Raw genomic sequence first — 24,698 nt, 5'->3', positions numbered from 1 at the left:
TGGTGGCTCACAAGGTGCGCCACCGGTTACCGGGCCCATCCCGGCACTACGGGCGCGCGGGCATCTTACCGCGCACCCGGTTCGTGTCAAGCAGCCAGTGCCAGTTTGGTACGGGGCGGCGCCACGGCGCCGGCCGGCTCTTCGACCTTGAACACGCTGACCACTTCCGTCAGTGCCACCGTCTGCTCGCGCAGTGATTGCGCTGCGGCAGCGGCCTGCTCGACCAGCGCCGCATTCTGCTGGGTCGTGACATCCATTTCGGTGACGGCCTGGTTGACCTGCGAGATGCCCTGGCTCTGCTCGCTGCTGGCGGCGCTGATCTCGGTGATGATGTCCATCACGCCGCGCACGCTGGCCAGGATCTCGCCCATGGTCACGCCCGCTTCGCCGGCCAGCCGGTCGCCCGTTTCCACGCAGGCCACCGATTCGCCGATCAGGTCCTTGATTTCCTTTGCCGCCGTCGCCGAACGCTGCGCGAGGGTGCGCACTTCGCCGGCCACGACGGCAAAGCCACGGCCCTGCTCGCCGGCGCGCGCCGCTTCGACCGCTGCATTGAGCGCCAGGATATTGGTCTGGAACGCGATGCCGTCGATGACGCCGATGATGTCGGTGATCTTGCGCGACGATGCGCTGATCGACGCCATCGTGCCCACCACCTGCTCGACCACCTTGCCGCCCTTGACCGCCACATCGCAGGCTGACACGGCCAGCACGCTGGCCTGGCGCGCATTGTCGGCATTCTGGATGACGGTCGAGGTCAGTTCTTCCATTGACGACGCCGTCTCTTCGAGCGCGCCGGCCTGACGCTCGGTGCGCGCCGACAGGTCGAGGTTACCCTGCGCGATTTCACCGGACGCCACCGCGATGGTCTCGGCCCCGCCACGCACTTCGAGCACGATGCGCTGCAGGCTGGCCGACATCTCCTTCAACGCCATCAACAGCTGGCCCGTTTCATCGTTGCTGCGCACCGTGATCGCGGTGCGCAGGTCGCCCGCCGCCACACTGCGCGCGGCCTCGACCGCTTCGTCGAGCGGGCGCGTGATCGAACGCGACACCAGGATCCCGGCGATCACGGCCACCACGGCGCCCACCAGCATCAGGCTATAGCTGAGCAGCGTGGCCTGTTTGCCGACTGCATCGGCCTGGGCCGCGCTGGCCAGGCTGACGGCCGACATTTTTTCCTGGGCCTGCACCAGCAGCTCGGCCGGTGCACGGTCCTTGCCCTTGACCGCGATATCGCCAGCGGAGGCATCGAAACCGGCCGCTTCAAAATCCTGGTAGCCGCGCCGGAAATCCGCACCCATGGTCGCGTGCGCCGCGCCGAACTGCGTCACCAGCGTCCGCACTTCGCCTTCCGGCATGGCATCCAGCAAGGCCTTGACCTGTTGCGCGACTTCCGTCTCGTTCTTCTGGAACGCGCTCCAGTACTTGACGCGTTCGCTTTCCTGTTTGCCACGCAGCAGGGTGTTCTTCCATTCCTGGACCTGCTTGCGGAAGTGGGAGAGCAGCGCCTGCACCTGCTGTGCCTGGCCTTCGGTGACCACCGCCTGGCGGTAGGTATCGACCGAGCTGTTCAGCTGCGCCATGCCGAAGAAGCCTGCACAGGCGACGAGCAAGGTGACGGCGGCAAAACCCAGTGGTAATTTGCGACTTAGTTTCATGGCAGGTCCTGAATATATACGCGCGAAGCGCTTAAGCGCAGTGTATCCCCAAGCGTAACGCTTGAATCTCTGCGGCAATATTTTTGGACGATTTGGGAGACAAACCTGCCGTTACGTCAGATTGACGCAACAGCCGGTTGGTTAGTGCTCGCTGCCTACAGCAAGACCATATTGTCGCGATGGATGAGCTCAGGCCCTTCAACGAAGCCGAGGATGCGCTCGATCTCGGTCGACGAATGGCGCATGATGCGCCGCACTTCGCTGCTCGCGTAATTGGTCAATCCGCGCGCCAGCGGCTTGCCCGCTTCGTCAACGCACGTAACCACCTGGCCGCGGCCGAACTCGCCTTTGACGGCGATGACGCCGATCGGCAGCAGCGACTTGCCTTCGCGCGTGAGCTTGGCTGCCGCGCCGGCATCGATGACGACTTCGCCGCTCGTGTGCAGATGGTCGACCATCCACTGGCGGCGCGCCGTCAGGCGGCCGGTCGGGGCCAGCAATTGCGTACCGATCGCTTCGCCACCGGCCAGGCGCGTGAGGACATCCGGCTCGCGCCCCCAGGCAATCACGGTGTGCGCGCCGGAGCGCGCAGCGCGCTTGGCCGCCAACACTTTGGTCAGCATGCCACCGCTACCGATGCTGGTGCCGGCACCGCCCGCCATGCTTTCCAGTGCCACGTCGCCGGCCTGGGCGTGCGCGATCAGGCGCGCATCCGGGTTCTTGCGCGGGTCGGCCGAGTACAAGCCGGGCTGGTCGGTCAGGATGACGAGCGCGTCGGCCTCGATCAGGTTGGCGACCAGCGCACCCAGGGTGTCGTTGTCGCCGAACTTGATCTCGTCGGTAACGACGGTATCGTTCTCGTTGATGATCGGCACCACCTTCAGGCGCAGCAAGGTGGTCAGCGTCGAGCGCGCGTTCAGATAGCGTTCGCGGTCGGCCAGGTCGGCATGCGTGAGCAGCACCTGGGCCGTTTGCACGCCGTGCGCGCGAAAGCTCGTTTCATAGATTTGCGCCAGGCCCATCTGGCCACAGGCGGCGCACGCCTGCAGTTCGTGGATATCGGTGGGGCGCTTCGTGAAGCCCAGGCGCAGCATGCCTTCGGCAATGGCGCCCGAGCTGACCAGGACCACGTCCTTGCCAAGGGCGCGCAGTGCGGCAATCTGGGACGCCCAGCGGGCAATGGCGGTATGGTCCAGCCCCCTGCCCTCGTCGGTGACGAGGGAGGAGCCGACCTTGACGATGATGCGGGAAGCTTGTTGGAGGGCAGAGTTCATGGCGACAGGAATTTTCCCCGCGGCCGCAATGCGAGCAGGGAAAGTCCTGCCAGCAGTTCAACCGCGCAGACAGCGAGTAAGACCCCCGTGGGCAAGCCGATCGCAAAGGCCGCGGCGAGGCGGCCAGCCGGCTGGGCCAGGAGGAACAAGGCAGTCAGGTCGCCCAAGATCGGCTGATTGCCGTGCCTGGCCGCCAACAGCGCCAGCCCCGCGGTAGCGAGGCGGACGCCCACATAGATGGCGTAAAACTGGCTGTAGCCATTCACGCCAACCAAAAACAGGCCCATCGCCGACGCAATACGGTCGGGATCGAGCAATGCCGCCAGCGAGGCCAGCGAGCTGACGGTCGCGACCAGCTGCAACAGCTGGCCGCGCAACCAGGCGCGCGACCAGGTGGCGGGCTGAGGAACGCTACCAGCCAAGGGTCAGTCTTCGAGGATCTTGAAGCGTGGATCGTCCGGATCGATCGACGAAATCCCGCGCGCTTCTTCGGTCATCGCGGTCTCTTCGGCGCGATGCTCGGCGTGACGCTTTTCTTCCAGGTGCAGGTAGATCGCGTTGATCAGTTCCTGGCAACCTTCGCGGTTCAGCGCCGATATCTCGAAGACCGGACCCTTCCAGGCCAGGCGCTTGATCATGTCCTTGACGCGCTTCTTGCGCTCGGCCTCGTCCAGCACGTCGAGCTTGTTGAGCACGAGCCAACGTGGCTTGTTCAGCAGCTCTTCGTCGTACTTTTCGAGTTCCTTGATCAGGGCTTTGGCTTCTTTGACCGGATCGATGTTCGCTTCGAACGACGACAGGTCGACAATGTGCAGCAGCAAGCCGGTGCGCGCCAGGTGACGCAGGAACTGGTGACCCAGGCCCGCACCTTCAGCGGCGCCTTCGATCAGGCCCGGAATGTCGGCCACAACAAAGCTTTTCTCGTGCGACACGCGCACCACGCCCAGGTTCGGGTGCAGGGTGGTGAACGGGTAATCGGCGATCTTCGGGCGCGCGTTCGAGACGGCGGTAATGAAGGTCGATTTACCGGCGTTCGGCATGCCCAGGAGGCCCACGTCCGCCAGAACTTTCAGTTCCAGGCGCAACGTGCGACGCTCCCCTTCCTTGCCTTCGGTCTTTTGACGCGGGGCGCGGTTGGTCGAACTTTTAAAGTGGATATTGCCCCAGCCGCCCTCGCCGCCTTTGGCGAGCAGTTCGGTCTGGCCGTGTTCGGTCAGGTCGGCAATGATTTCGCCATTGACATCGTCGATGATGAGCGTGCCAACCGGCATGCGCATATAGATGTCTTCGGCGCCCTTGCCGTAGCAATCCGAGCCGCGGCCCGGTTCGCCATGCTTGCCGGTGTGGACTTTCGAATAGCGAAAATCGACCAGCGTGTTGACGTTGCGGTCGGCAACCACAAAGATCGAGCTGCCCGTGCCGCCATCGCCGCCGTCGGGTCCGCCAAATGGGCGGAACTTTTCGCGCCGGAACGAGGCGCATCCGTTGCCGCCGTCGCCTCCGATGACTTCAATTTTTGCTTCGTCGATAAACTTCATGATTGTGACCGCTTAAAAACTAAAAAAGGCCCTACCGTGGGCAGAGCCTTTCGATGGAAGGCTTGCGCCTTGCAAAGAAGCGCCGCTCGGAAGCGGCGCGAGTGCGTTATTACGCTGCGACTGCTTCCGCTGCTTCGTTAGCAACGACGGTCACGAATTGCTTCGAGCCGACGCCTTGCTTGACGAACTTGACGGTGCCAGTGACCAGCGCGAACAGGGTGTGATCCTTGCCCGTACCGACGCCGGTGCCAGCGCGCACTGGGGTGCCGCGCTGACGAATGATGATGCCGCCGGCATTGACTGCCTGGCCGCCGTAGACTTTCACGCCGAGGCGCTTGCTTTCTGAGTCACGGCCGTTGCGGGTAGTACCGCCGCCTTTTTTGTGTGCCATTTATTTACTCCTGGATGACGTTGCTGGGAACCGGAACGGGGATTAGCCGTTGATCGAAACGATCTGGATTTCGGTGAAGTTTTGGCGATGGCCCATACGCTTCTGGTAGTGCTTACGACGACGCATCTTGAAGATACGCACTTTGTCGTGGCGACCCTGCGAAACCACTTTCACCAGCACCGTTGCACCTTCGACCAGCGGAGCACCAAACTTGATGCTTTCGCCTTCGCCAAGGGCGAGGACCTGATCGATCGTGAGTTCGGAACCAATGTCTGCCGGTATCTGTTCTACTTTAAGTTTTTCACCAGCGACAACTTTGTATTGCTTGCCACCGGTTTTTATGACCGCGTACATGATTTGAAACCTCATCAAATGTTAAAAGAACCCCTCGGCGCGTCGGCCCGCGCTTGACACGCAGGACTAATCTTAAGCCGGGGAACAGAGGATTATACATAAGTAGGTGCAGTGCGTCAAAACCATTCGGCGATCGCTTCACGGCATCGGGCGGCGTCCATGGCGGCATCGCCCGCTCTCTCGCAAGCGCACCCCTGTCAGCCCGACGGTTCGCCCTCCCATGACGTATAATCGCCTCACTCTTATAGTTAACCCAACGCTCACGCAGGTCAGCCTTGTCAGCCGCTACCCAACACGCCCAACAGAACACCATCGTCCAGTCGATCGCGCCCGATATGGAGGCCGTCAACACGGTGATCCGCCAGCGGCTGCATTCCGAAGTCACGCTGGTCAACCAGATCGCCGAGTACATCATCAGTGCCGGCGGCAAGCGCATCCGTCCAGTACTGGTACTGCTGCTGGCCAATGCCTATGGCTACCGGGGCACCGCGCACCACGAGCTGGCCGCCGTCGTCGAATTCATCCACACCGCAACGCTGCTGCATGACGACGTCGTCGACGAATCGTCGATGCGCCGCGGCCGCCAGACCGCCAACGCGCTGTTCGGCAACGCCGCCTCGGTGCTGGTCGGCGACTTCCTCTACTCGCGCGCGTTCCAGATGATGGTGGGCCTCGACAGCATGCGCATCATGCAGATCCTGTCCGACGCCACCAACGTGATCGCCGAAGGCGAAGTGCTGCAACTGCTGAACATGCACGATCCGGATGTGACCGAAGCGAGCTACCTGCTCGTGATCCGCTCCAAGACCGCCAAGCTGTTCGAAGCCGCTGCCGAACTGGGCGCGCTGATCGCCGGCGCGAACGACGCCCAGATCGCCGCCGCTGGCGAATACGGCCGCTCTCTGGGCACCGCATTCCAGCTGATCGACGACGTGCTCGACTACGCTGGCGACGCCGCCGAGATCGGCAAGAACCTGGGGGACGATCTGCGCGAAGGCAAACCGACCCTGCCCCTGATCTGGCTGATGGAACACGGCACGCCGGAGCAGCGCGAACTGGTCCGCAGCTGCATCGAGCAAGGCGACGAAGCACAATTCGACGCCGTGCTGGCCGCCGTAACGTCGAGCGGCGCGCTCGATTACACGCGGGCGCAGGCTGAACAGGCAGCGCGCCGGGCATCGGAAGCGATTGCCGGATTGCCCGACAGCCTGTTCAAGAACAGCCTGCTGCAACTGAGCAGCTTCGCCGTTGACAGGAACCACTAAGCGATTTTATATTACGACCATCCCGGGGTGGTTGTACGTACACCCCGAACCGTCGGGGTGTAGCTTAGCCCGGTAGAGCGCTACGTTCGGGACGTAGAGGCCGGAGGTTCGAATCCTCTCACCCCGACCAGACAACAAAAAGCCAGACGAGGCGTCAGCCGGTCTGGCTTTTTATTTGTCCATGCCTGGATCGGTGGTCGTCTTGCGCGATACCGCGCCGCGTCACGTTGTGATTGTCGTCATGCTGCGATTGCAGCGTTCACAGCATCAGAACCCGTTTCCTTCCGCAGCAATACACGCCATGGTAATACTGCGAATTTTTACCGCAAATGATGCACCCGAATTCCGGTACGCCCGGCGGCTTCGATTTATACGCCTTGACCTCGACGCCATTGGCGTCCCAGCTCGTTCCGACCAATTCAAAGCCTGCGGCACTGGCCTCGGATGCCGACGCTGCTTCATACGCCAGAAACAACACGGTTTCACGCTTGCTGGTGGCGCTGTATTCCGCCGCCCGTGCCTGCCATGAGGCAAAACTGTTCATCGTGTGCTGTCCTGGTCTGAAAGGTGGTCTGATGCGGCCGATCAGACACAAGCTGCCAGTCTACACCAGTGCCGTGACGCCGACGTTCTGGCGCCGGCCGCCACCGGCAAATTTAGCACCATCAGCCCCGCCAGATCCTGCGTGGTGTTGCCGGCAAACGCCGCGCGGCTGACCTCGCCATTCTCCAGGCAAGTCAGCACGACCGCCCTCACCTGCGCCAGCTTACAGCCCAGCACGCCCTGGAAGAAACGCCGAAACGCAAAAGCCAGACCGGCAAACCGGCCTGGCTCTTTTATTGCCCGCCTTTCGGCATCAGGCCGCGATTCTGCTTATGGTGCTTATGGTGCGACGCCAACCGTATGCTGCAGGTTGTTGAACCCGGTCGACGCTTCCCACGTGTTGCTGTTGGCCAGCTGGATCGCATACTCGGGGCGATCGCGCAGCGACGCCTGTGGATCCGGCAGGTTCAGCAGCACCGAGTACGAACCGGCCGCCATATTGGCGGGCAGCGCCACGGTCTGGTTGATCGTCACGGTCTGGTTCGACAGCCAATGGCGGGGGTCGGTTGCCAGCTTGACGCGGTGGGTTGCCCCACTCGCCGTGTTGCGGAACACGAGTTCCACGTCACGGCTGTTGAATGGCGCCGACCAGCCCTCGTTCTGCAGCTGCAGGTTGACGACGAAGCCGCCACCAGGTTTCGCCGTGCGCGAGAACGCGCCGCTCTTGAGCACGAAGCGGTAGCCCAGCTTTTGCTTGACCTGGGTAAAGCAACCCTGCGTTTTCCAGTTGTTCAGCACCGTCGTGTTGTAGTCCAGGTTCAGGTACGACCAGTGGAAGCGGCCCATTTCGGCAAGGGCGGTCGGGCAATCGCTGCGTGGCGGCGCGTAGTTGCAGGTCTCGCCGCCCGATGGGACGTAGTTCGTTTCGGCCGCCAGGTACGGGAACTCCACCGATGGATTGATATAGGTGCCGTAATCCGACGCGTTGGACAGGAAGCAATCGTTGTGGTGGCCCAGGCGCGCCTTGGCCGAACCGTTGTAGGCCTCGCTCGGGGTCAGTGCGGTCGGGGTGTACAGCTTGGTCTTGAACAGGGGCATGCGCAACTGCACCATGCGTTCGGCCGGCACCACTTGCAGCAGCTTGTCGACCACCGATTTGCGGTCAGCAATGTTCTTGGCAGTCATGTTGTAGCTGTCGCCATAGTTGTTGGTGTTGCCCCACTCGCCCCAGGCACCGATCAGGCCAGCTTGCACGACGGCGATAATGTCCTTGTTGGCTGTCAGGTACGGCGCCAGCTGCGACAGGTGGGTGTTGACCATCGCCGGGGTCGCATCGACCGGCGAGTTGTTGTCGTTGTAGGCGAAGCGGACGATGGCTTTCAGACCAGCCTTGCGCACTGTGTCCATCTGTTGCTGGAACAGATTGAGCGTGGTCTGGCTGATCGGTGCGTTGACGAAGCTGCGCAGATAGAACACGCACAGCATCAGCGATTCACCGCCCGAGGTGCGGAAGCTCGTCAGTTGCGACTGGCTCAGTGGCGTTTCGCAGCCAACGTGGCGGTAAAAGCCGCGCTCCGGGTTGGTGATGATGGCCGTGCTGGCGGTGTAGTTCACTGGCACCGTGGCGCCCGGGGTTGGCGTTGGCGTTGGCGTTGGCGTTGGCGTTGGCGTTGGCGTTGGCGTTGGCGTTGGCGTTGGCGTCGGGGTTGGCGTCGGCGTCGGTGTTGGCGTCGGTGTTGGCGTCGGCGTTGGCGTCGGCGTCGGCGTCGGCGTCGGGGCAGGCGTTGCCTTGGTGATCGACAGGCGCAGGATCGGCGAGAGTTGCGCTGGGGGATCGGTCTGGGTGATGAGGCTGATGTTGTCGGCGCCGCCGAGTTCGGCACGAGTCACCGTTATCGTCGCGAGGTTACTGGCCGATGCGTACGGCACGGTTTTGACGAAGGTCCAGGCCCAGGAGCCGTTGCTGCCGCTGTAGCGGTACAGGCGGCCATTCTCGATCATGTAGCCGGCGCCGACGCCGTTGAATGCATAACCGGTCGTGGTGACGGCATCGTTATCGATGTACACACGCACCCAGGCCGGCGTGCCGGTATAACGAATGCGGATACTGAGATTGGTGCCGTCGCTGCTTGCCGTCGTCGGGCCCGCCGTGACCGAGGCCAGCGCGACAGGCGCAGCGACAGCAGCCGACATCAGCACCGTGCTGGAAAGAAGCCCGGCGCACAGCAGTGCGAGCCCGATTGGGCGACGGACGGAAGGAATGGAATCGATGTGAATAGGTGACATTTGAAAATCGCTTTATATAAAAAATCCAACAACCGGGGCGTGACGATCCCATCGCCGCTTGCAGTGCAAGTGGCGGGAAGCATCCGCAGACAAAGAGCGTGACGATCCCGCTGCCGCTCGCATCGGAGTGGCAGGGATATCCGCAGGACCTGCTGAAATGGACTAGCTGTATCGACTGACGATCAGCTAGCGGCGGGGAAGCGCGGCAAGGCGCTATGGTGGATAACTGGCGACGAGAAGACAGATGGTCTTCCCACGACATGACGCGAGAAAGCGCACGCAGACATCCCCTGCTGGGCGTGCTGTGACTACAACGACGTGCTATCGATCATGGCATCTCCTCATTCCTGGAATCATGAACTCGTTTGAGTTTCCTCAAAGCGATTGGTTCCGAGAAATAAAAAATAATTTCCTTGAGAAAAATGTCACCGCTTTGGTTTCCTGCCGGTCCACGATGGGTACAGGGGGCTAACAGGAATTCAGCGCCAACGTCTGATGTGTGTCAGAAAAATGCTTCTTAAAAATTCAAACACTGGCGTTGGAGATGCTTCGGCTCAATTAGTTCCCCAAATATTTTTCTTTGGGCAAACTGAAACGTTGCAACATTGCTCCAAGCAATTGCAGATTAGAAATTTTTTAAATGCGTGACGTAGCCGGAGCGTGCTCGAGGCTGGTAGTGAAGCGATGAGATTGGGAGAACAACAGGCGGGGTATTGCTTGTGGACTGATTACACTGCGTGGCTCATTCAGCAACAACGTCAGCCTTGACGCCATGCCTGCACGCCGATGGTGTGAAGACGGTTTCCCACATGCGCGATATTTTCTCCATCGAGAACCGCTCTCGCGCATCGACGGCGCGCTGCGCGAATCTGGCCCGTGCACGGCTGTCACGCATCAGGGTATCGAGCGTCGACGCCATGCCTTCGACGTCACCGGGCGCAACCAGCACGCCATCGATCCCATGGCGGATGATGTCCCGGGGGCCGGTATCGCAATCGAAGCTTACCGCCGGCAAGCCATACGCCATGGCTTCGACCAGCGTGTTGGGAAAGCCCTCGAAATGCGAACTCATGGCATACAGACTGGCCCGCGCATACCAGTCGCCCATATTGCCGACACTGCCGGGCAAGAACACGCGCTGCCCCAGCCCGCCGGCCTGCACCTGCGCAGACAGCGCTGCGCGCTGCGCGCCCTCCCCCAGGATGACGAGGTCCCAGTCTGGGTGCAGGGGCGCTAGCCGGGCAAAGATGGCAATCAGGGTCGTGAAGTTTTTCTCTTCACTGAGCCGGCCAACCCCCAGCAGGATCTGCCGGCCGGGCGCGCACGAGGTCGCGGGATTGACCAGCGGCGCATGCTGCGACAATGGCCACACGACAGGGTTCGGAATGACGGGAACGCGCCGGGCATGGGAATGGCGTTCCAGCCAGTGCGCGCACTCATGGGTCAGCGCGACGACAGCGTGCAAGTGGCCGTAAGCATGGCGCCGCAGCGTTTCCCACACCACGCCCATCGGCGCCTTGGGCGGGAAGTTGTGTTCGGAGCCCACCGTGCGCACGCCAGGCAGGCCGCGCGCCGCCAACGCCAGCACGACATTGGCCGTGTGCATGGCGGACAAAGCGACAGCGGGCTGCACCTCGCGCAGCACCCGGCGCAACGCACGCGTACGCCGGGCCGTGCGCACGACGCCAACGAACAAGCCGCCGCCCTGGCTCGCGAGATCAAGGCAGCGGCGGCCGACGCCGGCATCAAGCACGTAGAAATCCCGCGCCTGCGGGGCCACGGTCACCACCGTGACGGCCCAGCCAAGCGACGCCCAGTAGTTGGCGAGATTGGCGACCACGCGCTCGGCGCCGCCATTTTCCAGCGAATGAATGTAGATCAGTAATCGCATGGCCCTGCGTCGCCTCCAGGTTTCATTGCACCACCAGCGCCATGTGCCCGGGATGCGCATGTGCACGCTGAGCCAGGTGACGATCCAGGCAAACCGTGCCGGGCCTGGCGCTGACTGATGGATTGGCGACGATGCGGCCGTCGAAGTCGCCGGTAATCGTGCCGTGCAGCGCGATGCGGTCCCATACCCGGGACGTGGTCGCTTTGACGAAGCGGGCTTCGTGGTCGAACAGGAACAGGCTCGTGGCGGGGGCAGCATGGGCGACATGGACCGTGGCGTCGATGTTGCGGATCGTGCCTTCAGTTTGATCGCCCTGGTGATAAAGGTGAACATAGCTGCCGTAGTTGCCCTCGCCCGAAGCCGCGAGCACGATCCGTACATTCTTTACATTGCCGACGCTGGCGCCAGAGCAAATCAGTGCGATGAGCCCATTGCTACCAGGCCACTGGGCGGTGCTGGACGCCGTTACCCGGATGTCGGCATTGCGCAGCGCCGACGCGATGACGGCCCGTCGCACGTCGTGACAGACCAGGTCGATCTCGGCGTTCTCCCTGATGAAACTGGCGTTGACGCCGTAATACGCGTAGCGCACTTCGCCGTGGACACAAATATTGGAAAGAAAGCGTCGCGTGGCGGCGTTGTTATGCGACGAGAGCAGACTCACCACCCTTTCGGCATAGCAGTCGACCAGTGTGAAGCCATGGCTTGGCCGGTCCGCCTGGATCCCCACGCACACCATGCCGCGCCAGTCGGGCCGCGGGTCGAATCCTGCATCGGCGAAACTGGCGCCGGCAATCGTGATGTTCTGAAAATTGAAAAAGTAAAACAGGTTGGGCATGACGTTGGCCGCCGTCGTGACCGTAAACAGAGCGCCATACGCCGAGATGGCAATGTCGCGCGCATTGCGGCACAGCACGAGCGTCGCGGCGTCGGGGCAGTGACCAAAATCGTAGACACCACGCGGGACCAGCAGCGTGCCACCGCCTTGATCCGCCAGCGCATCGAGTGCCTGGCGAAACGCCCCCACCAGCGCTGCCGTTTGCGCCCCGGGCAAACCGCCGTAGTCAGCCAGGCTGACGATGGCTGGCGGCACCATGGCGGCCTTGATGCCGCCCACCTGGTTGCGCCGGGGCTGGCCTCCCGTTGCATCGCCAACTGGGGCTGGCAATAACGCCGCCGCGCCCAGGGCGGCGCTACGCAGCAATAACTTGCGCCGCTTTGTCGACAGGCTCTTCATCGGCTCACCATGGAGGCAAAGTGTCACTTGCGCCGCTGCAACAGGTAGAACGCCTTGAACACGAGTCGTGCCCAGGTCGCCCCCTTGTGCTGGTGCAGCAGTTGCTTGGCCGATCGCGTGGCCGCGGCGAGCATGGCGCCGATTGCATGATCGATGTTGCGCAGCAGTTTTACGGGCGAACGATAGAGATGCACTTCGTCCATGTAAAACGGCACCCCCAGCAAGCGTTCTTTGAAAGCGAACACGCCGCCGCCCAGATAGAACCGGGTTCCGCCGCGCACGATGCTTTCGCAGATCGTCAGGAAAACGCACAACTTGCCAAGCCCGAATTTTTCATACTGGGGGTCGTACCCCATCGCGTCGCCAAAGAAGCTGGCGCCAACCTGGTAATTGACGGAGCCGGCGCAGATGCGGCCATCGATCAGGATCACGTGCACGAATCCGCACAGCCTGGCCAGCCGGGTAAGGCGCGCCACATCATAGAAAAACACGGCGTCGCCGGCATTGATCTTTTGTTCGCTCAACGCCACGATCGCCCGGATATGGCCTTCGTCGATCTCGTCGTTGACGAAAAAGCGCGACTCGAACGACGGGAAGTGGCGCCGGATGCCGTTCAGGCCCTGATTGATGCTGGCGCGCGTGGACTTGCCGATGCGTGCCTTGTAGGCATCGGGCGTGGCAGGCAGCGTGACGACATAGCTGCCCTTGGCCCGGTACTGTTGCACCGGATATCCAAGCGCGCGGGTCGCGGTCTTGACGGCCTTGAAACTGATGACGTCAATCTGCGGAAAGTGCGCAAAGACATAGGTCGCGAAGCGCGCCATCTCGGCTTCTTCGACCTCGATCATTTCGTTGATGACGTCGATCCGGCGACCGCTGAATGTAAACAGCAACACCGTGCTGGGCGCACCGGCGCGATGGGCCAGGTAGCAACTGGCATGTTCGATCGACCGGAACACCCTGAAAAACGCCAGCGACGAATGCAGCGATGCATAAGTCGTCACCAGGGCTTCTTCGACGCCGGCGGGGATCTGCCCGATGTCGCACGTGATGCTGTCGGGCGGGGGGATCAATGCGCTTCTATGCATGCCGCTTGCTCCTGTTGCAGGTTGGCCGGGCTGAAACCACAGCACGCCAGGTTGTTGTCCAGCTCAGCGCTCAGGCTGCCCTGGTAGTAAATCGCTGCTTGCGGAGCACGACGCCGGATGTCCTGCACGACGCCTGCAATGAATCCCTCGACCAGATCGGGCTGCATGCATTGCCGATGCACATATAAACCCGACAGGACCATGTCTGAGTCCGCCATGGGACCATTCACCCAGCAAAACAGGCCCAGCCGGTTGCCGTGGACGACGCTATAGAAATGGTCGGATCGTTCCATCCGCTTCATGACCGTGTTCAAGAATGCGCAGTAACCCAATGCCGCATCGTCGGCGTCAAATTGCAGCACATCAGGCAAGCTGTCGCGGGCTGGCAGCAGCGCACTCTCGACCTCGCGGGAAGGCCCGCATCGAAGGATGCGAGAGACTGCCTGGGGGCGTGCACGGCGCCGTACCCATGCGGCGGCGGCGCTTGCCCACCGCTGCGGCCGGATGCCATGCACGACGGCGAGTACGTCATGGTGGCGCCAGCCGGCCCAGGTCGCCAGAGCCCTGGCGGCATCGACCAGGCGCTGGCGCGCCGCCGTCAGCAGAAAGCTGCGCAGATCGCGGTGGATTGTCAGTGTCGAGACGTGATCGTGTGCCGTCGCAAAGTGCTCCTTGTACCCGTCGCCGCCTGGCGTCAGGTCGAGCAACGGCATCTGCTGCGCCGCGAGATGCACGCCCAGCATGGCCAGGAGCAAATTGCCGGGGGAGTGAGCGGATGTGGCCGGGTGATAGGTATTGATCCCCAGATGCACGGCCCGGCCCGCGCTCAAGAGGCCGATGTGGGATGCAGCAATGGCGCCGTCCACCGTCAGGATCGTGACGTGGAGCAGCCCTTGCCGGTGCAGCGCAATATAAAAACGCTTTTTTGCCGCGTCGAGCGTGAACGGCCTTGCGCGGTACAGCGCCGCCTGCCTGAAATCGTACTGGTCGCAGATGGCATCGATCACGCGCAAGAAATGGGCATGCTCGACAACCTGCTCGAACCGCACCGCGCCCAGTCGGCCCAGGCGATTGCTATTTTGCCGATGATTTTTCTTGTTGCGCTGCCGGTACATCGCAACCGCATCGATCTGCATCAGTGGCCGGCGCATGGACCGCAGTGTCACCCACCGTCGTGCATCGGATGCGTCGTTGCGCCACGCATCGAGCCAGGACAGTGGCGTGCCGGCCGGCAGGTAACGCAGCGCAAGATCGGCGCGCGGAAGATGGTCGCGGATGGCCCGCAGCGCCCTTGTGATGAACACTGCGCCGGCGTCCGGGGGCTGCAGCCAGCCCTGGTATTCGGCATGGCGTTCCCCGGCGCCGGTGAGGCGCTGGCCTTTGTCGTCCAGCGCCAGCGGCAATAGGCCGAGCAGCGCGCCATCGGCGGCTTCCTGCAGGACGACAACGGGCACGAACTGCGCCCCGTACAAGCCGTACCACGGCAAGACGAAATCGGGATGCTGGCAGGCGGTGGCCCAGGGGCAGACAGCATGCAGCGCCCGCCACGCCGTGACGAACGTCTGCGCGCCGATGTGGGCCAGTGCGGCGTTACCGGTCAGTAAGCGCAGCGTCATATCAGACTTGCGCCGTTGTTTCGAGGCCCTGCACGGCGTGTGCATGCCCATTGGCTTCGATCTGCCGCAGTGTGTTCAGGTAGCGTCCGATCACGACATTTTCATCGAATTGCGCGACGACCTTGTTCCTGCCGGCCTGGCCCATGGCCAGGCGCTGTGCGTGCGTCAGACTAACCATCCGCACCATCATGGCGGCCAGGTCGGCAGGATCTTTTACCTTGCATAGCAGGCCATTGGCCTGATGCGCCACGATGTCCTTGCAGCCGGCCACGTTCGTGGCGATGATCGGGCGTGCCATGGCCGCCGCCTCGAGCAGCGTGTGCGGCACACCCTCGCGGTACGACGGCAACACGACGCAATCGGCACGCGCCAGGTAGGGCCGGACGTCGTCGGTTTCTTTCAGATATTCGATCAAGCCACTGCTTTTCCAGTCCGCGATTCGCTCAAGCGGGATCGAGTTCGGATTGTGCGCATCGACCGGCCCCAGCAGCTGGAACCGCACGCCCGGTAATTGCTGGCGCACGATGCGCGCCGCGGCGGCATATTCGTCGATACCTTTATCGCGAAGCATCCGCGCCACCAGCAAGAAACAGAATCCGTCCGCTGCGGGGAGCCGCGCCGGTGCCGGCTGGAATTGCTGCAAGTCGATCCCGGAGCCGGGCAGGACTTCTGCTACGTCGGGCCGCGCCAGGCCCGCGTCGACGAACAGCTTGCAATCGTCAGCATTCTGGAAGAACACCCGGTTCGATTGCCTGAGCGAGCAGCGGTACAGCTGCTTGACGAGGTAGGTTAATGGCGAGTTGCTGATGAAGGTTGCGCCGAGGCCCGCGATATTGTTGATGACCGGGATCCCGAGCCGGTGCGCGGCGATCGATCCGTAGATGTTCGGCTTGATCGTGTAGCCCAGGTAGGCCAGCGGGCGCACCGATTGCAAGACACGCCAATACTTGACCAGCAGCGACAGGTCACGGCTGGGACTGGTGCCGTTGTTGTCCATCGAAATCGTCTTGAAACGACAGCCCAGCGATGCCAGCCGGTGCGCATAGGCATCGGCTGGCGCCATCACCATGACGTCGTAGCCTTGCGCGATCAGGGCCTTGACCAGGCCGGAGCGGAAGTTATGGATATTCCAGGCGGTATTGACCGAAATAACGATTTTTTTGTTCATGATGTTCATCCTCAGGAAGGGCGGATGCAGTGCACGAGGGTCATGTCGCCAGCGGGCATGGCGCAGCGACAGCCGGCGGCGCCGGACAGTACAGCGCGGCGTCACCCGCCTCACGGTGCGGCCCGGCCTGCTGTTCGAGCCACGACTGGAACATCAGGACATCCCACAAGTGGTATTGCCAGTTGCGGCGGCCATCCAGGTGCTCATGCCAGCGGGTGCGCAGCAGCGCAGGCGCGAAGAAGCCTTCGCTGCGTAGCCGCGACTCGGCCAGCAGGGTTTCAGCCCAGTCGCGCAGCGGGCCCCGCAGCCAGTCGCCGATGGGCACGCCAAAGCCCATCTTGGGCCGCTCGATGAGTGCTTGCGGCACGTAGCGATACAACACTTGCCGCAGCGCCCATTTGCTCGCGCCGTCGCGCAGTTTCAGCGCCAGCGGCAACCGCGCGGCGAACTCGATCACGCGGTGATCCAGAAATGGCACCCGGGTTTCCAGCGACACGCTCATGGCGGCCCGGTCGACCTTGACCAGGATGTCGTCGGGCAGATAGGTCAGCGTGTCGAGCGCCATCATGCGCTCGACGCTACCGAGCCCGGCCAGCACCGGCGCGGCGCCGCGCAGCAAGGTGGGCGGCTCATGGCCGCCGATAACGAGCGCAGCCGGATCATCCCAGTGCGACACGAGGCCCAGGTATACCGCGTCGAGCGACGCGCTGGCCATGATGTCGGCGCCCTTGTGCAGCTTGTCGCCCGTGTTGGCAAAGCGCATGGCGCGCGGCAGGCACGGCCCCAGCGTGCGCGCCAGCCGGTTCCAGGAAGCCACCGGCACCCGCGTGATGCCCCGTGCGGCAAGCCGGCGTACGGGCAACGGCGCCGCGCTGATCGACTTCCACAGATGGGCGGCGAAGCCATACCGGGTGTAGCCGCAAAACAGTTCGTCGCCAGCATCGCCCGACAGCGACACCGTGACGTGCCGGCGCGCCAGCTGGGACACGAGAAACGTGGGAATCTGGGACGAGTCGGAGAACGGTTCGTCATACATCGACGGCAGCCGTGGAATCACCGACTGGGCCTGCGCCGCTGTCACGTACAGCTCGGTGTGATCGGTGCCGAGATGCCGGGCCACGGCTTTCGCATGGGGCGCCTCGTCGAAGCCCTGCTCGTGAAACCCGATCGAAAATGTCTGCACCGGCCGCGTCGACCGGGCCTGCATCAGCGCGACGATCGCCGACGAGTCAACGCCGCCGGACAGGAATGCCCCCAGCGGGACATCGGCCATCATCTGCGCGCCGACGGCGTCGCTGAGCAAGGTGTCGAGCGCATCGACGGCTTGCGCTGGCGTGCCTGCAAACGGTGTGGCGGCGCCCGCCGTCCACTGCTGCGCTACCGACCAATACGTGTGCAGCACCGGTTCCGGGCGTGCCGCCGAGACGGTCAGCAGGCAGCCCGGCGGCAGCTTGGCGATGCCGCGATAGATCGAATGCGGCGCCGGCACATAACTGTGCCGCAACTGCAGGCACAGCGCCGCGCGATCGATATCGGCAGCACAGGCCGGATGCGCGCGCAGTGCCTTGAGTTCGGAGCCGAACAGGAACACCGCATCGTCTCCCCTGCCCTGCCAGCCGTAATACAGGGGCTTTTCGCCAACGCGGTCGCGCCCCAGCGTCAACACACGCGCCTGCCGGTCCCAGACGGCAAAGGCGAACATACCAATGGTGCGTTCGACCGTGGCGGCAATGCCCCAGGCATCGAAACCGGCAAGCAGCGTTTCGGTATCGGAACGACCACGCCACCCGCACACGCCAGCGCTTGCCTCGAGTTCGTTGCGCATGCCCAGGTGGTTATAGATTTCACCGTTGAAGACGAGCACGAAGCGGTTCGAGCACGAGCGCATCGGTTGCTGACCGGCCGGGGACAGGTCGATGATCGCCAGGCGCCGGTGGCCCAGGGCGACGCCGTGCTCGCCGTCGGACCAGTACCCGGCATCATCGGGGCCGCGATGGTAGATCGCATCGGTCATGCGTCTGAGCCAGCCAACCTGGTCCGTTGCCGGTGAAGACGCCGCAGTCAGAAATCCAGTGAATCCGCACATCAGAGTTCTCCTTTCGCAATGACGCCTTCATAAATGTGCTCGAAGCGCGCCCGCACGCACCCCATCGTGAACCTGGCGCCAATGCGCGCCCTGGCCTGCTGCCCCAGTTGCCTGCGATGCGCGGGGGCCAGCGCCATCAGGCCCGCCACACCCTGCGCAAGCGCGTCGGGATTGGCCCGCGGTACCAGCACGCCCGTGTCCGCCATCAGGACGGCGACGTCGCCGACATCGGTTGCCACGCACGGCAACCCCATCGCCATCGCCTCGCCCACCACATTGGGAAAGGCCTCGGTGCGCGAGGACAGGCAGAAGATGTCCATGGCGGACAGGCAGATGGCGATATCGGCGCGTTCGCCCAGCAAGACGAAGCGCTTCGCATAGCCCGTGGCATCGATCCAGCGCAACAGCTCGGCGTTGTCTGCATCCAGGTTTTTGCCGATCATCAGGAAGCGCAGCCGCGGGTAGCGACTGGCGAGCTGGCCGGCGGCCTTGACGAAGTTGGGATAGTCCTTGTCGAGGTTGAACCGTCCGAGCGTGCCGAGCACGATGTCGTCAGCCGCGAAGCCGCAATGTGCCCGCAGCGCTGCACGTTCGTCGTGGCCGGGCGTGAATGCGGACAGATCGAAGCCATTGCCCACGACCACCATGCGGCTGGCGTCGTAGCCAAGCAGGGAATGGGAGCGCCGCGCCGCCTCGGCCACGCACACGATGGTGTGCGGCACCCAGCGCGACAGCGACGCGCACAGGTAGCGCACGAGCGCTGTGCTGCGCGCACAGCCACCGTCGACATCGGTCGTGCGAATGCCCCAGATGACATTGCGGTTGCCGGCGAGGCGGGCTGCCAGGCCGCCAAGGAAATCGGCGTGATAGAGCCAGGTCTGGACGATATCCGGGCGCATCGTGCGGATCAGGCGGACCATGCGCACGAGATCGCCGATCGGCGCACGCCGCACGTCGAGCACGATCAGCGTGATGCCTGACGCGACAAACCGCGAATACATCCCGCCGCCAGGGCTGAGGACAATGACCGTGTGGCGATACTGGCTGTCGCGAAACGCGAGGATGAGCCGGTACAGCGCCATCTCGGCGCCACCCACCGCCAGGCCGGTAATGACATGCAGGACGTGGCGCGTCATGATGGATTCCGTGCGCCTGGCGCGCTGGGCGAAGAGAAAGTAGAGCCAGTGGCAGTTTCAGTGGCCGAGGACGAGGCAAAATCGGCCATGCAATGGCTTTGCATGCCGTGGGTGTCGGCCAGGCGCCGGTAGTAGCGCAGCAATACTTCAAGCTGCGCCAGATTCTCGTCCAGGTTCACGCCAAAATTGTGCGGATGCCACCACAGGTGAAACGTACTACCCTCGCGCGCCGCCAGTGCCATGCCCTGCTTCAGGCGACGCAGGCGCAGGGGCAACAACGCGCGGTGCCGGCGCGACCATGGGTAGAGAAACTGGCTGCCCGGTACATTCACCAGGGCCCCGTGCGACTGTGGGCATACGGTGCGTTTGCCGCTCAGCGGCAGGCAGGCATCGGCAAAGCGCGCCGCACGCCCGGCAAGGCCCCCGACCACGGCGTCGCCATGGCGGTACAACGGATGCGGCGCATTGCCGCGATAAACCTGAATCGCCGCCTGGGACAGGATGGGGAGGAACGCCGCGACAATCTGATTGCGTGGCAGTACCGCGCTGCGCAAGCTGGCACCCATGCCGGCAGCCACCGACTGCGCGCAAGCGAGATCTGCCGCGAATTGCGCTGGTGATGCGCCCGCTTCGTTGCAATAGAAATGCCCAAAGGTGTGCGTTCCCAGTTCTTGCCCCTGCGCCGCCAGGATTTGCTCGACCAGTGGCCGCGCGAAGAACAGCCGTGGATAGCTGCGTACGAACTGGTCCATGCCATACGGCGACAACGCGCGGCGTGTGTAGCCCGGCAAGAGCGTCGGCCGCGTGGCGCGCCAGTCATCGTAGTTGCGGCACATGATCATCCCGACCGTTGCCCACGTCACGCGCACACCGTAGCGCGCGAACAAGGCCAGCATACGAGGCACGGCCTGCCACTCGCCCAGCACATTGCGCCCGTAGCCGGCAATCGTCTGCGTATCGGCGACGCCCCAGAACAGCTCAAAATCGAGCGAAATGACAAATTTTGCGGAAGCCATGGTTGAGTACGCAGAGCGCGTCGTCGTCGATGCTGTGTGTGTAGGTGTATGTATGCGTGCAAGCACGCTTGCTGTGATCCTGGCCGGGGTGTCATGTCATGCCACGCTGGACAGTGTTTTTTCAGCGCAGGCGCGCCATGCGCTGCCTGGGCCAGGGCGGCAGCGGGCCGGCCGACGCGCTGCCCGGCATGGCGCAAACCAGCGCAAACGTAACCAGCCAATACGAAGCGGCATCAAACATTTGATGGGTGAACATCGACATGAACGCGAACAGAAATGCCATCGCATACCGCAAGCCCCGATCGCTGAAAAAACTGCTTTTACAGAGCATGATGAGCATCCATCCCCATAATAAAATCCCCATGACACCATATTCGGCCGCCAAAAGAAGAAGCTGGTTATGCGTGCTTCCCCGGTGCCGCCAAAAATGCGTGGCGCCAGCGCCTGAACCAAATAAAGGGTTTTGCAGAAATAACTCCCAGCCTGCCTGAATCACACCTGCCCGCTCTTCAGAACTATCATCATCGAAGGTAAAGCTGGAGAAGAAGTTGAGCCTTGACAGGATATTGGTGGCTGCATCTTCGAATTCTTCTCTCGAAGATATATAACTTTCAAAGCTGCCGATAAAGACGAGAAGAATACCGATTGCAATCGTCAGAGATATCGCAGCGGATTTTGGTAATGTTTTCTTATAAATAAAGAGCCCCAGCAACACTAACCATGCAATGATCGCGGCACGCGAAAAGGTGGTCAGGATGGCGATTCCAGCCAATAAAAACAGGGGCATCCGACAGCGGCGATCAAGCACGGCAAAGCCCAGCACGACGATGTGCAGAATGGCTTCCCCGGCAATGTTCGGATTGATGAACATGGCTGCTGCCCGGCCAAGGACTGCACCGGTCAGATCCACCGGATACAACAGGCCGGGATTGGCAAAATCGACGATGACGGCGCATGGCACGACAACCATCAGCACGAACATGGTCCGCAGATACTTTCTCGTGGGCGAGATATAGGCAATGAATCCAAGGAACAGGGCGAACAGAATATATTGCGCGCGCGTTGCAATCATGGAGCGCCTGGCTTCGGCCTGCATATCCATGAACGCTACGCCAGCGACGTCCACGCTGGCAGGAAAGCCTGCCAGATGAATCAGGTTCAAGGAAAATAATAACAATGTCCACAAGGCGAATGGCGACACCAGATAATCGCGAAACGCTTGCCAGCGTATGACCATCAGCGGCGCGATCAATCCAAAAATGCCGAAATAAATAAACTTGGGCAATAACCGCGCATCAAGGATGTAGAGATAAATTGGCAGATTGGCGTACATGGCGCCAAGCGCGATCGCCATCAACAGGGTGTGGTACCTGACGAAGAAACGGCGGTCGGTGCATGCCGGGGTTTGTGGCCGATGCAAGCCGGGCAACCTCGCCTCGTTGTGGGCGGCGAGTTCATGGTTCATGGGCAGGGTCTTTCATTGCGGCTGACTGATTGCCTGACTGCCTGCCAGCATGGCTGACGCCGTGCCTGCCTGTACGGCTGACGCCGTGCCTTCCTGTAGGGCTGACTTCGGGCTTGCCGTCGTGGCTGCCTCCATGGCCGGCTTCATGGGCCAGCGCCTGACTGCCGCACAGCGACATGAACAATGTTTCCCACATCTGCCCGATCTTCTCGACCGAAAAGCGCTCCCTCGCCTGCGTTGCATGGCTCGCCAACTGCCGGCGCAATGTGCCGTCGCCCATCACACGGGCCAATGCGTCGCTCAGGGCGGCGATATCGTCTGGCGCGACCAGCAGACCGTCGATACCGTGCCGGATAATGTCGCGCGGCCCTGTATTGCAATCGACGCTGACCGCAGGCACGCCGTGGGCCATTGCCTCGGCCAGGGCGTTGGGAAAGCCCTCGGACAGCGAGGTCAGCGCAAACAGATCGGCCTGACCATACCAGTACGCGATATTGCCGGCCACACCCGGCATGGCCACGCGCTGCACCAGTCCCATGCGCCCGATCGTCGATGCCAGCCGGGCGCGCTCGGGCCCTTCCCCAAGGATGACCAGATCCCAGTCCGGAAATGCACCCGCCAGGCGCGCGAACGCGCCAACCAGGGCATCGAAGTTTTTCACGGGGTCGAGCCGCCCCACGGCGAGCAGGCGCTTGCGCTGCTGCTGGCACAGCCTGGGAAGACTGCGCTGCGGCGGGGTGTCGGGCAATGGCCAGGCGATAGCATTGGGAATCACGACGACCCGTGATGCCGACGTTCGCGTTTCGATCCAGTGCGCACACTCGCCCGTCAACGCCACCATGGCCGAGAGCCTGCCGTACAGCCTGCGGCGCAGAACGTGCCACAGGCGACCCAGCGGTGCGTGCGGCGGATAGCAACGCTCCGAACCGATCGTCTGCAACGCTGGCAGCCACAGGCTGGCAAGGGCCAGTAGCACATTTGGCGTACTCATCATCGCAAGTGCGACGTCTGGCCGGAGACTGCGCAATAGGCGCCGCAGCGCCAGCACGCGCCTTGCGTTTTGCCACAGGCCATGGAGCGCATGGCGACTGGCACCTGCCAGATCGAGCGATATACGCCCTACCCTGCGATCGAGCGGATAAAAGTCGGCGCTGACTGGGGCCAACGTGACGATGGTGACTTCGCGCGCCCTGCCCGCCCAGAAATTGGCCAGCGTGCAGGCCGCGCGCTCAGCGCCCCCTGCGGACAGGCTATGCATGAGCAACAGGATCTTCATTGGATGCGCTCCATCGCTCAGAGACATGACGCAGTGCGCCGTGGTGGCGACCGGCGCCGCAGCGCCAGCCAGAAGAACAGCGCGTTGAGCCCGTACACTGCCATCGTCGCCAGTGCGATGCCATTGACGCCAAGATGTGGCACCAACACGAGGTTGCCAAGTACTTTACCGCCACAGCCGATGACGCCGGACCAGGCAATCAAGCCATAGCGGCGCTGGCTGAGCGCGTAGCTCACCAGGACCATCGATGCAAAATAGAAGGGCAACTGCGGCAAGCCGTAGCGCAATACCTCGGCCACCTGCGCGGTGTCGGTGGCATCGAACTGGCCTCGCTCGAACAGGAGCCGTATCACCCACGGCGCGGCGAGATAGCTCAGCAGCATGACGGCGACCCCACCGGCGAACATCAAGCGCGCCCAGGACACGGCGACACGGTAGACCTGCCCGGCAGCATCGGCGCTGACCTGCGAGAACACGGGTAGCGTGGCACGCGAAACGGCAATGGCTGCCAGGCCAAGAATCAGCGACAACACCCGATTCGCGTAACCCAGCATGGCGAGCGCCCCGGTGCCGAGACCGACCGCGTAAAACTGATCGATGATCACGGTAAAGCTCATCAAGGCCTGACCAGCGAGCATGATGCCGAAGCCTTGCCAAAACCATTGCCACTGGGCTGAGTCTCTGGTGAAGACAGGCGTTTCGAGTTCGCGCTGCGTCGACAGCGGCGCCAGGAGCGTCAGCAGGTGGCAGACGCAGCCGGCAATCGTGCCCCAGACAAGGGGGCTGATACCCCCGCCGGCAAACAGCAGGACGGCCGCCGTAATGCACAGCGTTGGCACGCATTCGAGCAAGGTGTTGACGTGGCGCTGCGCCGCAAGCAACCACGTCGATAGCAGCGCGACCAGCAGGCCCAGAGGCAGCATGAGGATCAGGCCGGGAAGCGCCGTCGCGGCGAGCTGCGCCGAGTGCGCCGGCAGGCCGCTCCGGTCGAACCGCAACAGGGCGGCGATGACCAGCCAACCGAGCAGCGCCAGCACCATGCCCAGCACCAGTGTAAAACCGGCCAGCTCGGCGCGAAAGCGCGGGATCGCCTGCGGACTGGACACGCGCATGCGTGCTACCAGCGGCACCAGCACGGCAGCGAGCACGCTGGCCCAGATACCGAGCGGCCAGGACACGAGGTTATACACGAACTGGTAAGCATCCACTTCGGCTGCAAGGCCGTAGCGGTAGGCGACAGCCATTTCCTTTGCCGCGCTCATCAGCTTGCCGAGCAAGCTGAACAGCGCCACGGTCAACAGCCCGCGGAAAATCGCGAGATGCTGCGGATCGGCGATGCGGCACCGTGCGCCGAGCGTATCGAGCAGACTCATTTGCCCCCCACATCACGGCCAGGCGGCATCGTGA

The 24,698-nt window shown here is 62.9% G+C and carries 20 protein-coding genes and 1 tRNA gene; 2 read left to right on the top strand and 19 right to left on the bottom strand.

What is annotated here, in order from left to right:
• Positions 1–86 precede the first annotated feature (86 nt).
• The 6 genes from ACZ0AJ_RS02160 to rplU all read right to left on the bottom strand — a co-directional run bounded on the left by ACZ0AJ_RS02160 (position 87) and on the right by rplU (position 5,218).
• Entirely contained in the window at positions 87–1,661 is a 1,575-nt protein-coding gene (locus ACZ0AJ_RS02160) for a methyl-accepting chemotaxis protein (RefSeq protein WP_499453718.1), read from the bottom strand.
• Positions 1,662–1,816: 155 nt separating this feature from the next.
• Positions 1,817–2,935, bottom strand: a complete 1,119-nt coding sequence (proB, locus tag ACZ0AJ_RS02155; protein ID WP_499453716.1) for a glutamate 5-kinase — start codon at positions 2,933–2,935, stop codon at positions 1,817–1,819.
• Positions 2,932–3,357, bottom strand: a complete 426-nt coding sequence (locus ACZ0AJ_RS02150; protein ID WP_258836393.1) for a hypothetical protein — start codon at positions 3,355–3,357, stop codon at positions 2,932–2,934. Before ACZ0AJ_RS02150 ends, proB begins: the two co-directional genes overlap by 4 nt.
• 3 nt (positions 3,358–3,360) lie before the next feature.
• Positions 3,361–4,473, bottom strand: coding sequence for an Obg family GTPase CgtA (gene cgtA / locus ACZ0AJ_RS02145; RefSeq protein WP_183549345.1), 1,113 nt, complete (start codon positions 4,471–4,473; stop codon positions 3,361–3,363).
• A gap of 109 nt (positions 4,474–4,582) precedes the next feature.
• Positions 4,583–4,864, bottom strand: coding sequence for a 50S ribosomal protein L27 (rpmA, locus tag ACZ0AJ_RS02140; RefSeq protein ID WP_183549343.1), 282 nt, complete (start codon positions 4,862–4,864; stop codon positions 4,583–4,585).
• 42 nt (positions 4,865–4,906) lie between these two features.
• Positions 4,907–5,218, bottom strand: coding sequence for a 50S ribosomal protein L21 (rplU, locus tag ACZ0AJ_RS02135; protein ID WP_183549341.1), 312 nt, complete (start codon positions 5,216–5,218; stop codon positions 4,907–4,909).
• Positions 5,219–5,493: 275 nt separating this feature from the next.
• Between rplU and ispB the strand changes: the two genes are divergently transcribed.
• Together ispB and ACZ0AJ_RS02125 are read left to right on the top strand one after the other, a co-directional pair.
• Positions 5,494–6,483: an octaprenyl diphosphate synthase gene (ispB, locus tag ACZ0AJ_RS02130; protein ID WP_332530217.1), complete on the top strand. Its 990-nt coding sequence runs from the start codon at positions 5,494–5,496 to the stop codon at positions 6,481–6,483.
• Positions 6,484–6,536: 53 nt separating this feature from the next.
• Positions 6,537–6,613 (top strand) — tRNA-Pro (locus ACZ0AJ_RS02125).
• Positions 6,614–6,742: 129 nt separating this feature from the next.
• Here the strand turns inward: ACZ0AJ_RS02125 and ACZ0AJ_RS02120 are convergent.
• The 13 genes from ACZ0AJ_RS02120 to murJ all read right to left on the bottom strand — a co-directional run bounded on the left by ACZ0AJ_RS02120 (position 6,743) and on the right by murJ (position 24,664).
• On the bottom strand, positions 6,743–7,027 hold the full coding sequence (locus ACZ0AJ_RS02120; RefSeq protein WP_499453712.1) for a hypothetical protein: 285 nt from the start codon (positions 7,025–7,027) through the stop codon (positions 6,743–6,745).
• Between the two features lie 338 nt (positions 7,028–7,365).
• Positions 7,366–9,219 carry a DUF4832 domain-containing protein gene (locus ACZ0AJ_RS02115; protein ID WP_499453710.1) on the bottom strand — a complete coding sequence of 618 codons (1,854 nt, stop codon included), beginning with the start codon at positions 9,217–9,219 and terminating at the stop codon, positions 7,366–7,368.
• Between the two features lie 835 nt (positions 9,220–10,054).
• Complete coding sequence (locus ACZ0AJ_RS02110) at positions 10,055–11,203, bottom strand: glycosyltransferase family 4 protein (protein WP_499453708.1); 1,149 nt, start codon at positions 11,201–11,203, stop codon at positions 10,055–10,057.
• Between the two features lie 22 nt (positions 11,204–11,225).
• Positions 11,226–12,440 (bottom strand): hypothetical protein, encoded by a 1,215-nt coding sequence (locus tag ACZ0AJ_RS02105; RefSeq protein WP_499453706.1) that lies wholly within the window; start codon positions 12,438–12,440, stop codon positions 11,226–11,228.
• 23 nt (positions 12,441–12,463) lie between these two features.
• Positions 12,464–13,528 carry a GNAT family N-acetyltransferase gene (locus ACZ0AJ_RS02100; protein ID WP_499453704.1) on the bottom strand — a complete coding sequence of 355 codons (1,065 nt, stop codon included), beginning with the start codon at positions 13,526–13,528 and terminating at the stop codon, positions 12,464–12,466.
• The gene (locus ACZ0AJ_RS02095) at positions 13,510–15,144 is read right to left on the bottom strand and encodes a GNAT family N-acetyltransferase (RefSeq protein WP_499453702.1); all 1,635 of its coding nucleotides are present in this window, start codon (positions 15,142–15,144) and stop codon (positions 13,510–13,512) included. Before ACZ0AJ_RS02095 ends, ACZ0AJ_RS02100 begins: the two co-directional genes overlap by 19 nt.
• A 1-nt stretch (position 15,145) precedes the next feature.
• The gene (locus ACZ0AJ_RS02090; protein WP_499453700.1) at positions 15,146–16,312 is read right to left on the bottom strand and encodes a glycosyltransferase family 4 protein; all 1,167 of its coding nucleotides are present in this window, start codon (positions 16,310–16,312) and stop codon (positions 15,146–15,148) included.
• Positions 16,313–16,352: 40 nt separating this feature from the next.
• Positions 16,353–18,398, bottom strand: a complete 2,046-nt coding sequence (gene asnB, locus ACZ0AJ_RS02085; RefSeq protein WP_499453699.1) for an asparagine synthase (glutamine-hydrolyzing) — start codon at positions 18,396–18,398, stop codon at positions 16,353–16,355.
• Positions 18,398–19,534, bottom strand: a complete 1,137-nt coding sequence (locus tag ACZ0AJ_RS02080) for a glycosyltransferase family 4 protein (protein WP_499453697.1) — start codon at positions 19,532–19,534, stop codon at positions 18,398–18,400. The genes asnB and ACZ0AJ_RS02080 overlap by 1 nt, the downstream gene beginning before the upstream one ends.
• Positions 19,531–20,550, bottom strand: a complete 1,020-nt coding sequence (locus ACZ0AJ_RS02075) for a polysaccharide deacetylase family protein (RefSeq protein WP_499453695.1) — start codon at positions 20,548–20,550, stop codon at positions 19,531–19,533. Before ACZ0AJ_RS02075 ends, ACZ0AJ_RS02080 begins: the two co-directional genes overlap by 4 nt.
• A gap of 121 nt (positions 20,551–20,671) precedes the next feature.
• Positions 20,672–22,015 (bottom strand): O-antigen ligase family protein, encoded by a 1,344-nt coding sequence (locus tag ACZ0AJ_RS02070; protein ID WP_499453693.1) that lies wholly within the window; start codon positions 22,013–22,015, stop codon positions 20,672–20,674.
• Positions 22,005–23,291, bottom strand: a complete 1,287-nt coding sequence (locus tag ACZ0AJ_RS02065; RefSeq protein ID WP_499453691.1) for a glycosyltransferase family 4 protein — start codon at positions 23,289–23,291, stop codon at positions 22,005–22,007. The genes ACZ0AJ_RS02070 and ACZ0AJ_RS02065 overlap by 11 nt, the downstream gene beginning before the upstream one ends.
• Before the next feature lie 17 nt (positions 23,292–23,308).
• On the bottom strand, positions 23,309–24,664 hold the full coding sequence (murJ, locus tag ACZ0AJ_RS02060; RefSeq protein WP_499453689.1) for a murein biosynthesis integral membrane protein MurJ: 1,356 nt from the start codon (positions 24,662–24,664) through the stop codon (positions 23,309–23,311).
• Between the last annotated feature and the right edge of the window lie 34 nt (positions 24,665–24,698).

This window comes from Telluria sp. AC161 (assembly GCF_979258535.1).
The sequence above is the reverse complement of the archived record's forward strand: the minus strand, read 5'-3'. Positions and strand labels throughout refer to the sequence as shown.

Excerpts from the sequence above, each read along its gene's own strand:
- ACZ0AJ_RS02160 (WP_499453718.1), bottom strand. The coding sequence starts at position 1,661 with ATGAAACTAAGTCGCAAATTACCACTGGGTTTTGCCGCCGTCACCTTG.
- proB (WP_499453716.1), bottom strand. The coding sequence starts at position 2,935 with ATGAACTCTGCCCTCCAACAAGCTTCCCGCATCATCGTCAAGGTCGGC.
- cgtA (WP_183549345.1), bottom strand. The coding sequence starts at position 4,473 with ATGAAGTTTATCGACGAAGCAAAAATTGAAGTCATCGGAGGCGACGGC.
- rpmA (WP_183549343.1), bottom strand. The coding sequence starts at position 4,864 with ATGGCACACAAAAAAGGCGGCGGTACTACCCGCAACGGCCGTGACTCA.
- rplU (WP_183549341.1), bottom strand. The coding sequence starts at position 5,218 with ATGTACGCGGTCATAAAAACCGGTGGCAAGCAATACAAAGTTGTCGCT.
- ACZ0AJ_RS02120 (WP_499453712.1), bottom strand. The coding sequence starts at position 7,027 with ATGAACAGTTTTGCCTCATGGCAGGCACGGGCGGCGGAATACAGCGCC.
- ACZ0AJ_RS02115 (WP_499453710.1), bottom strand. The coding sequence starts at position 9,219 with ATGTCGGCTGCTGTCGCTGCGCCTGTCGCGCTGGCCTCGGTCACGGCG.
- ACZ0AJ_RS02110 (WP_499453708.1), bottom strand. The coding sequence starts at position 11,203 with ATGCGATTACTGATCTACATTCATTCGCTGGAAAATGGCGGCGCCGAG.
- ACZ0AJ_RS02105 (WP_499453706.1), bottom strand. The coding sequence starts at position 12,440 with ATGAAGAGCCTGTCGACAAAGCGGCGCAAGTTATTGCTGCGTAGCGCC.
- ACZ0AJ_RS02100 (WP_499453704.1), bottom strand. The coding sequence starts at position 13,528 with ATGCATAGAAGCGCATTGATCCCCCCGCCCGACAGCATCACGTGCGAC.
- ACZ0AJ_RS02095 (WP_499453702.1), bottom strand. The coding sequence starts at position 15,144 with ATGACGCTGCGCTTACTGACCGGTAACGCCGCACTGGCCCACATCGGC.
- ACZ0AJ_RS02090 (WP_499453700.1), bottom strand. The coding sequence starts at position 16,312 with ATGAACAAAAAAATCGTTATTTCGGTCAATACCGCCTGGAATATCCAT.
- asnB (WP_499453699.1), bottom strand. The coding sequence starts at position 18,398 with ATGTGCGGATTCACTGGATTTCTGACTGCGGCGTCTTCACCGGCAACG.
- ACZ0AJ_RS02080 (WP_499453697.1), bottom strand. The coding sequence starts at position 19,534 with ATGACGCGCCACGTCCTGCATGTCATTACCGGCCTGGCGGTGGGTGGC.
- ACZ0AJ_RS02075 (WP_499453695.1), bottom strand. The coding sequence starts at position 20,550 with ATGGCTTCCGCAAAATTTGTCATTTCGCTCGATTTTGAGCTGTTCTGG.
- ACZ0AJ_RS02070 (WP_499453693.1), bottom strand. The coding sequence starts at position 22,015 with ATGAACCATGAACTCGCCGCCCACAACGAGGCGAGGTTGCCCGGCTTG.
- ACZ0AJ_RS02065 (WP_499453691.1), bottom strand. The coding sequence starts at position 23,291 with ATGAAGATCCTGTTGCTCATGCATAGCCTGTCCGCAGGGGGCGCTGAG.
- murJ (WP_499453689.1), bottom strand. The coding sequence starts at position 24,664 with ATGAGTCTGCTCGATACGCTCGGCGCACGGTGCCGCATCGCCGATCCG.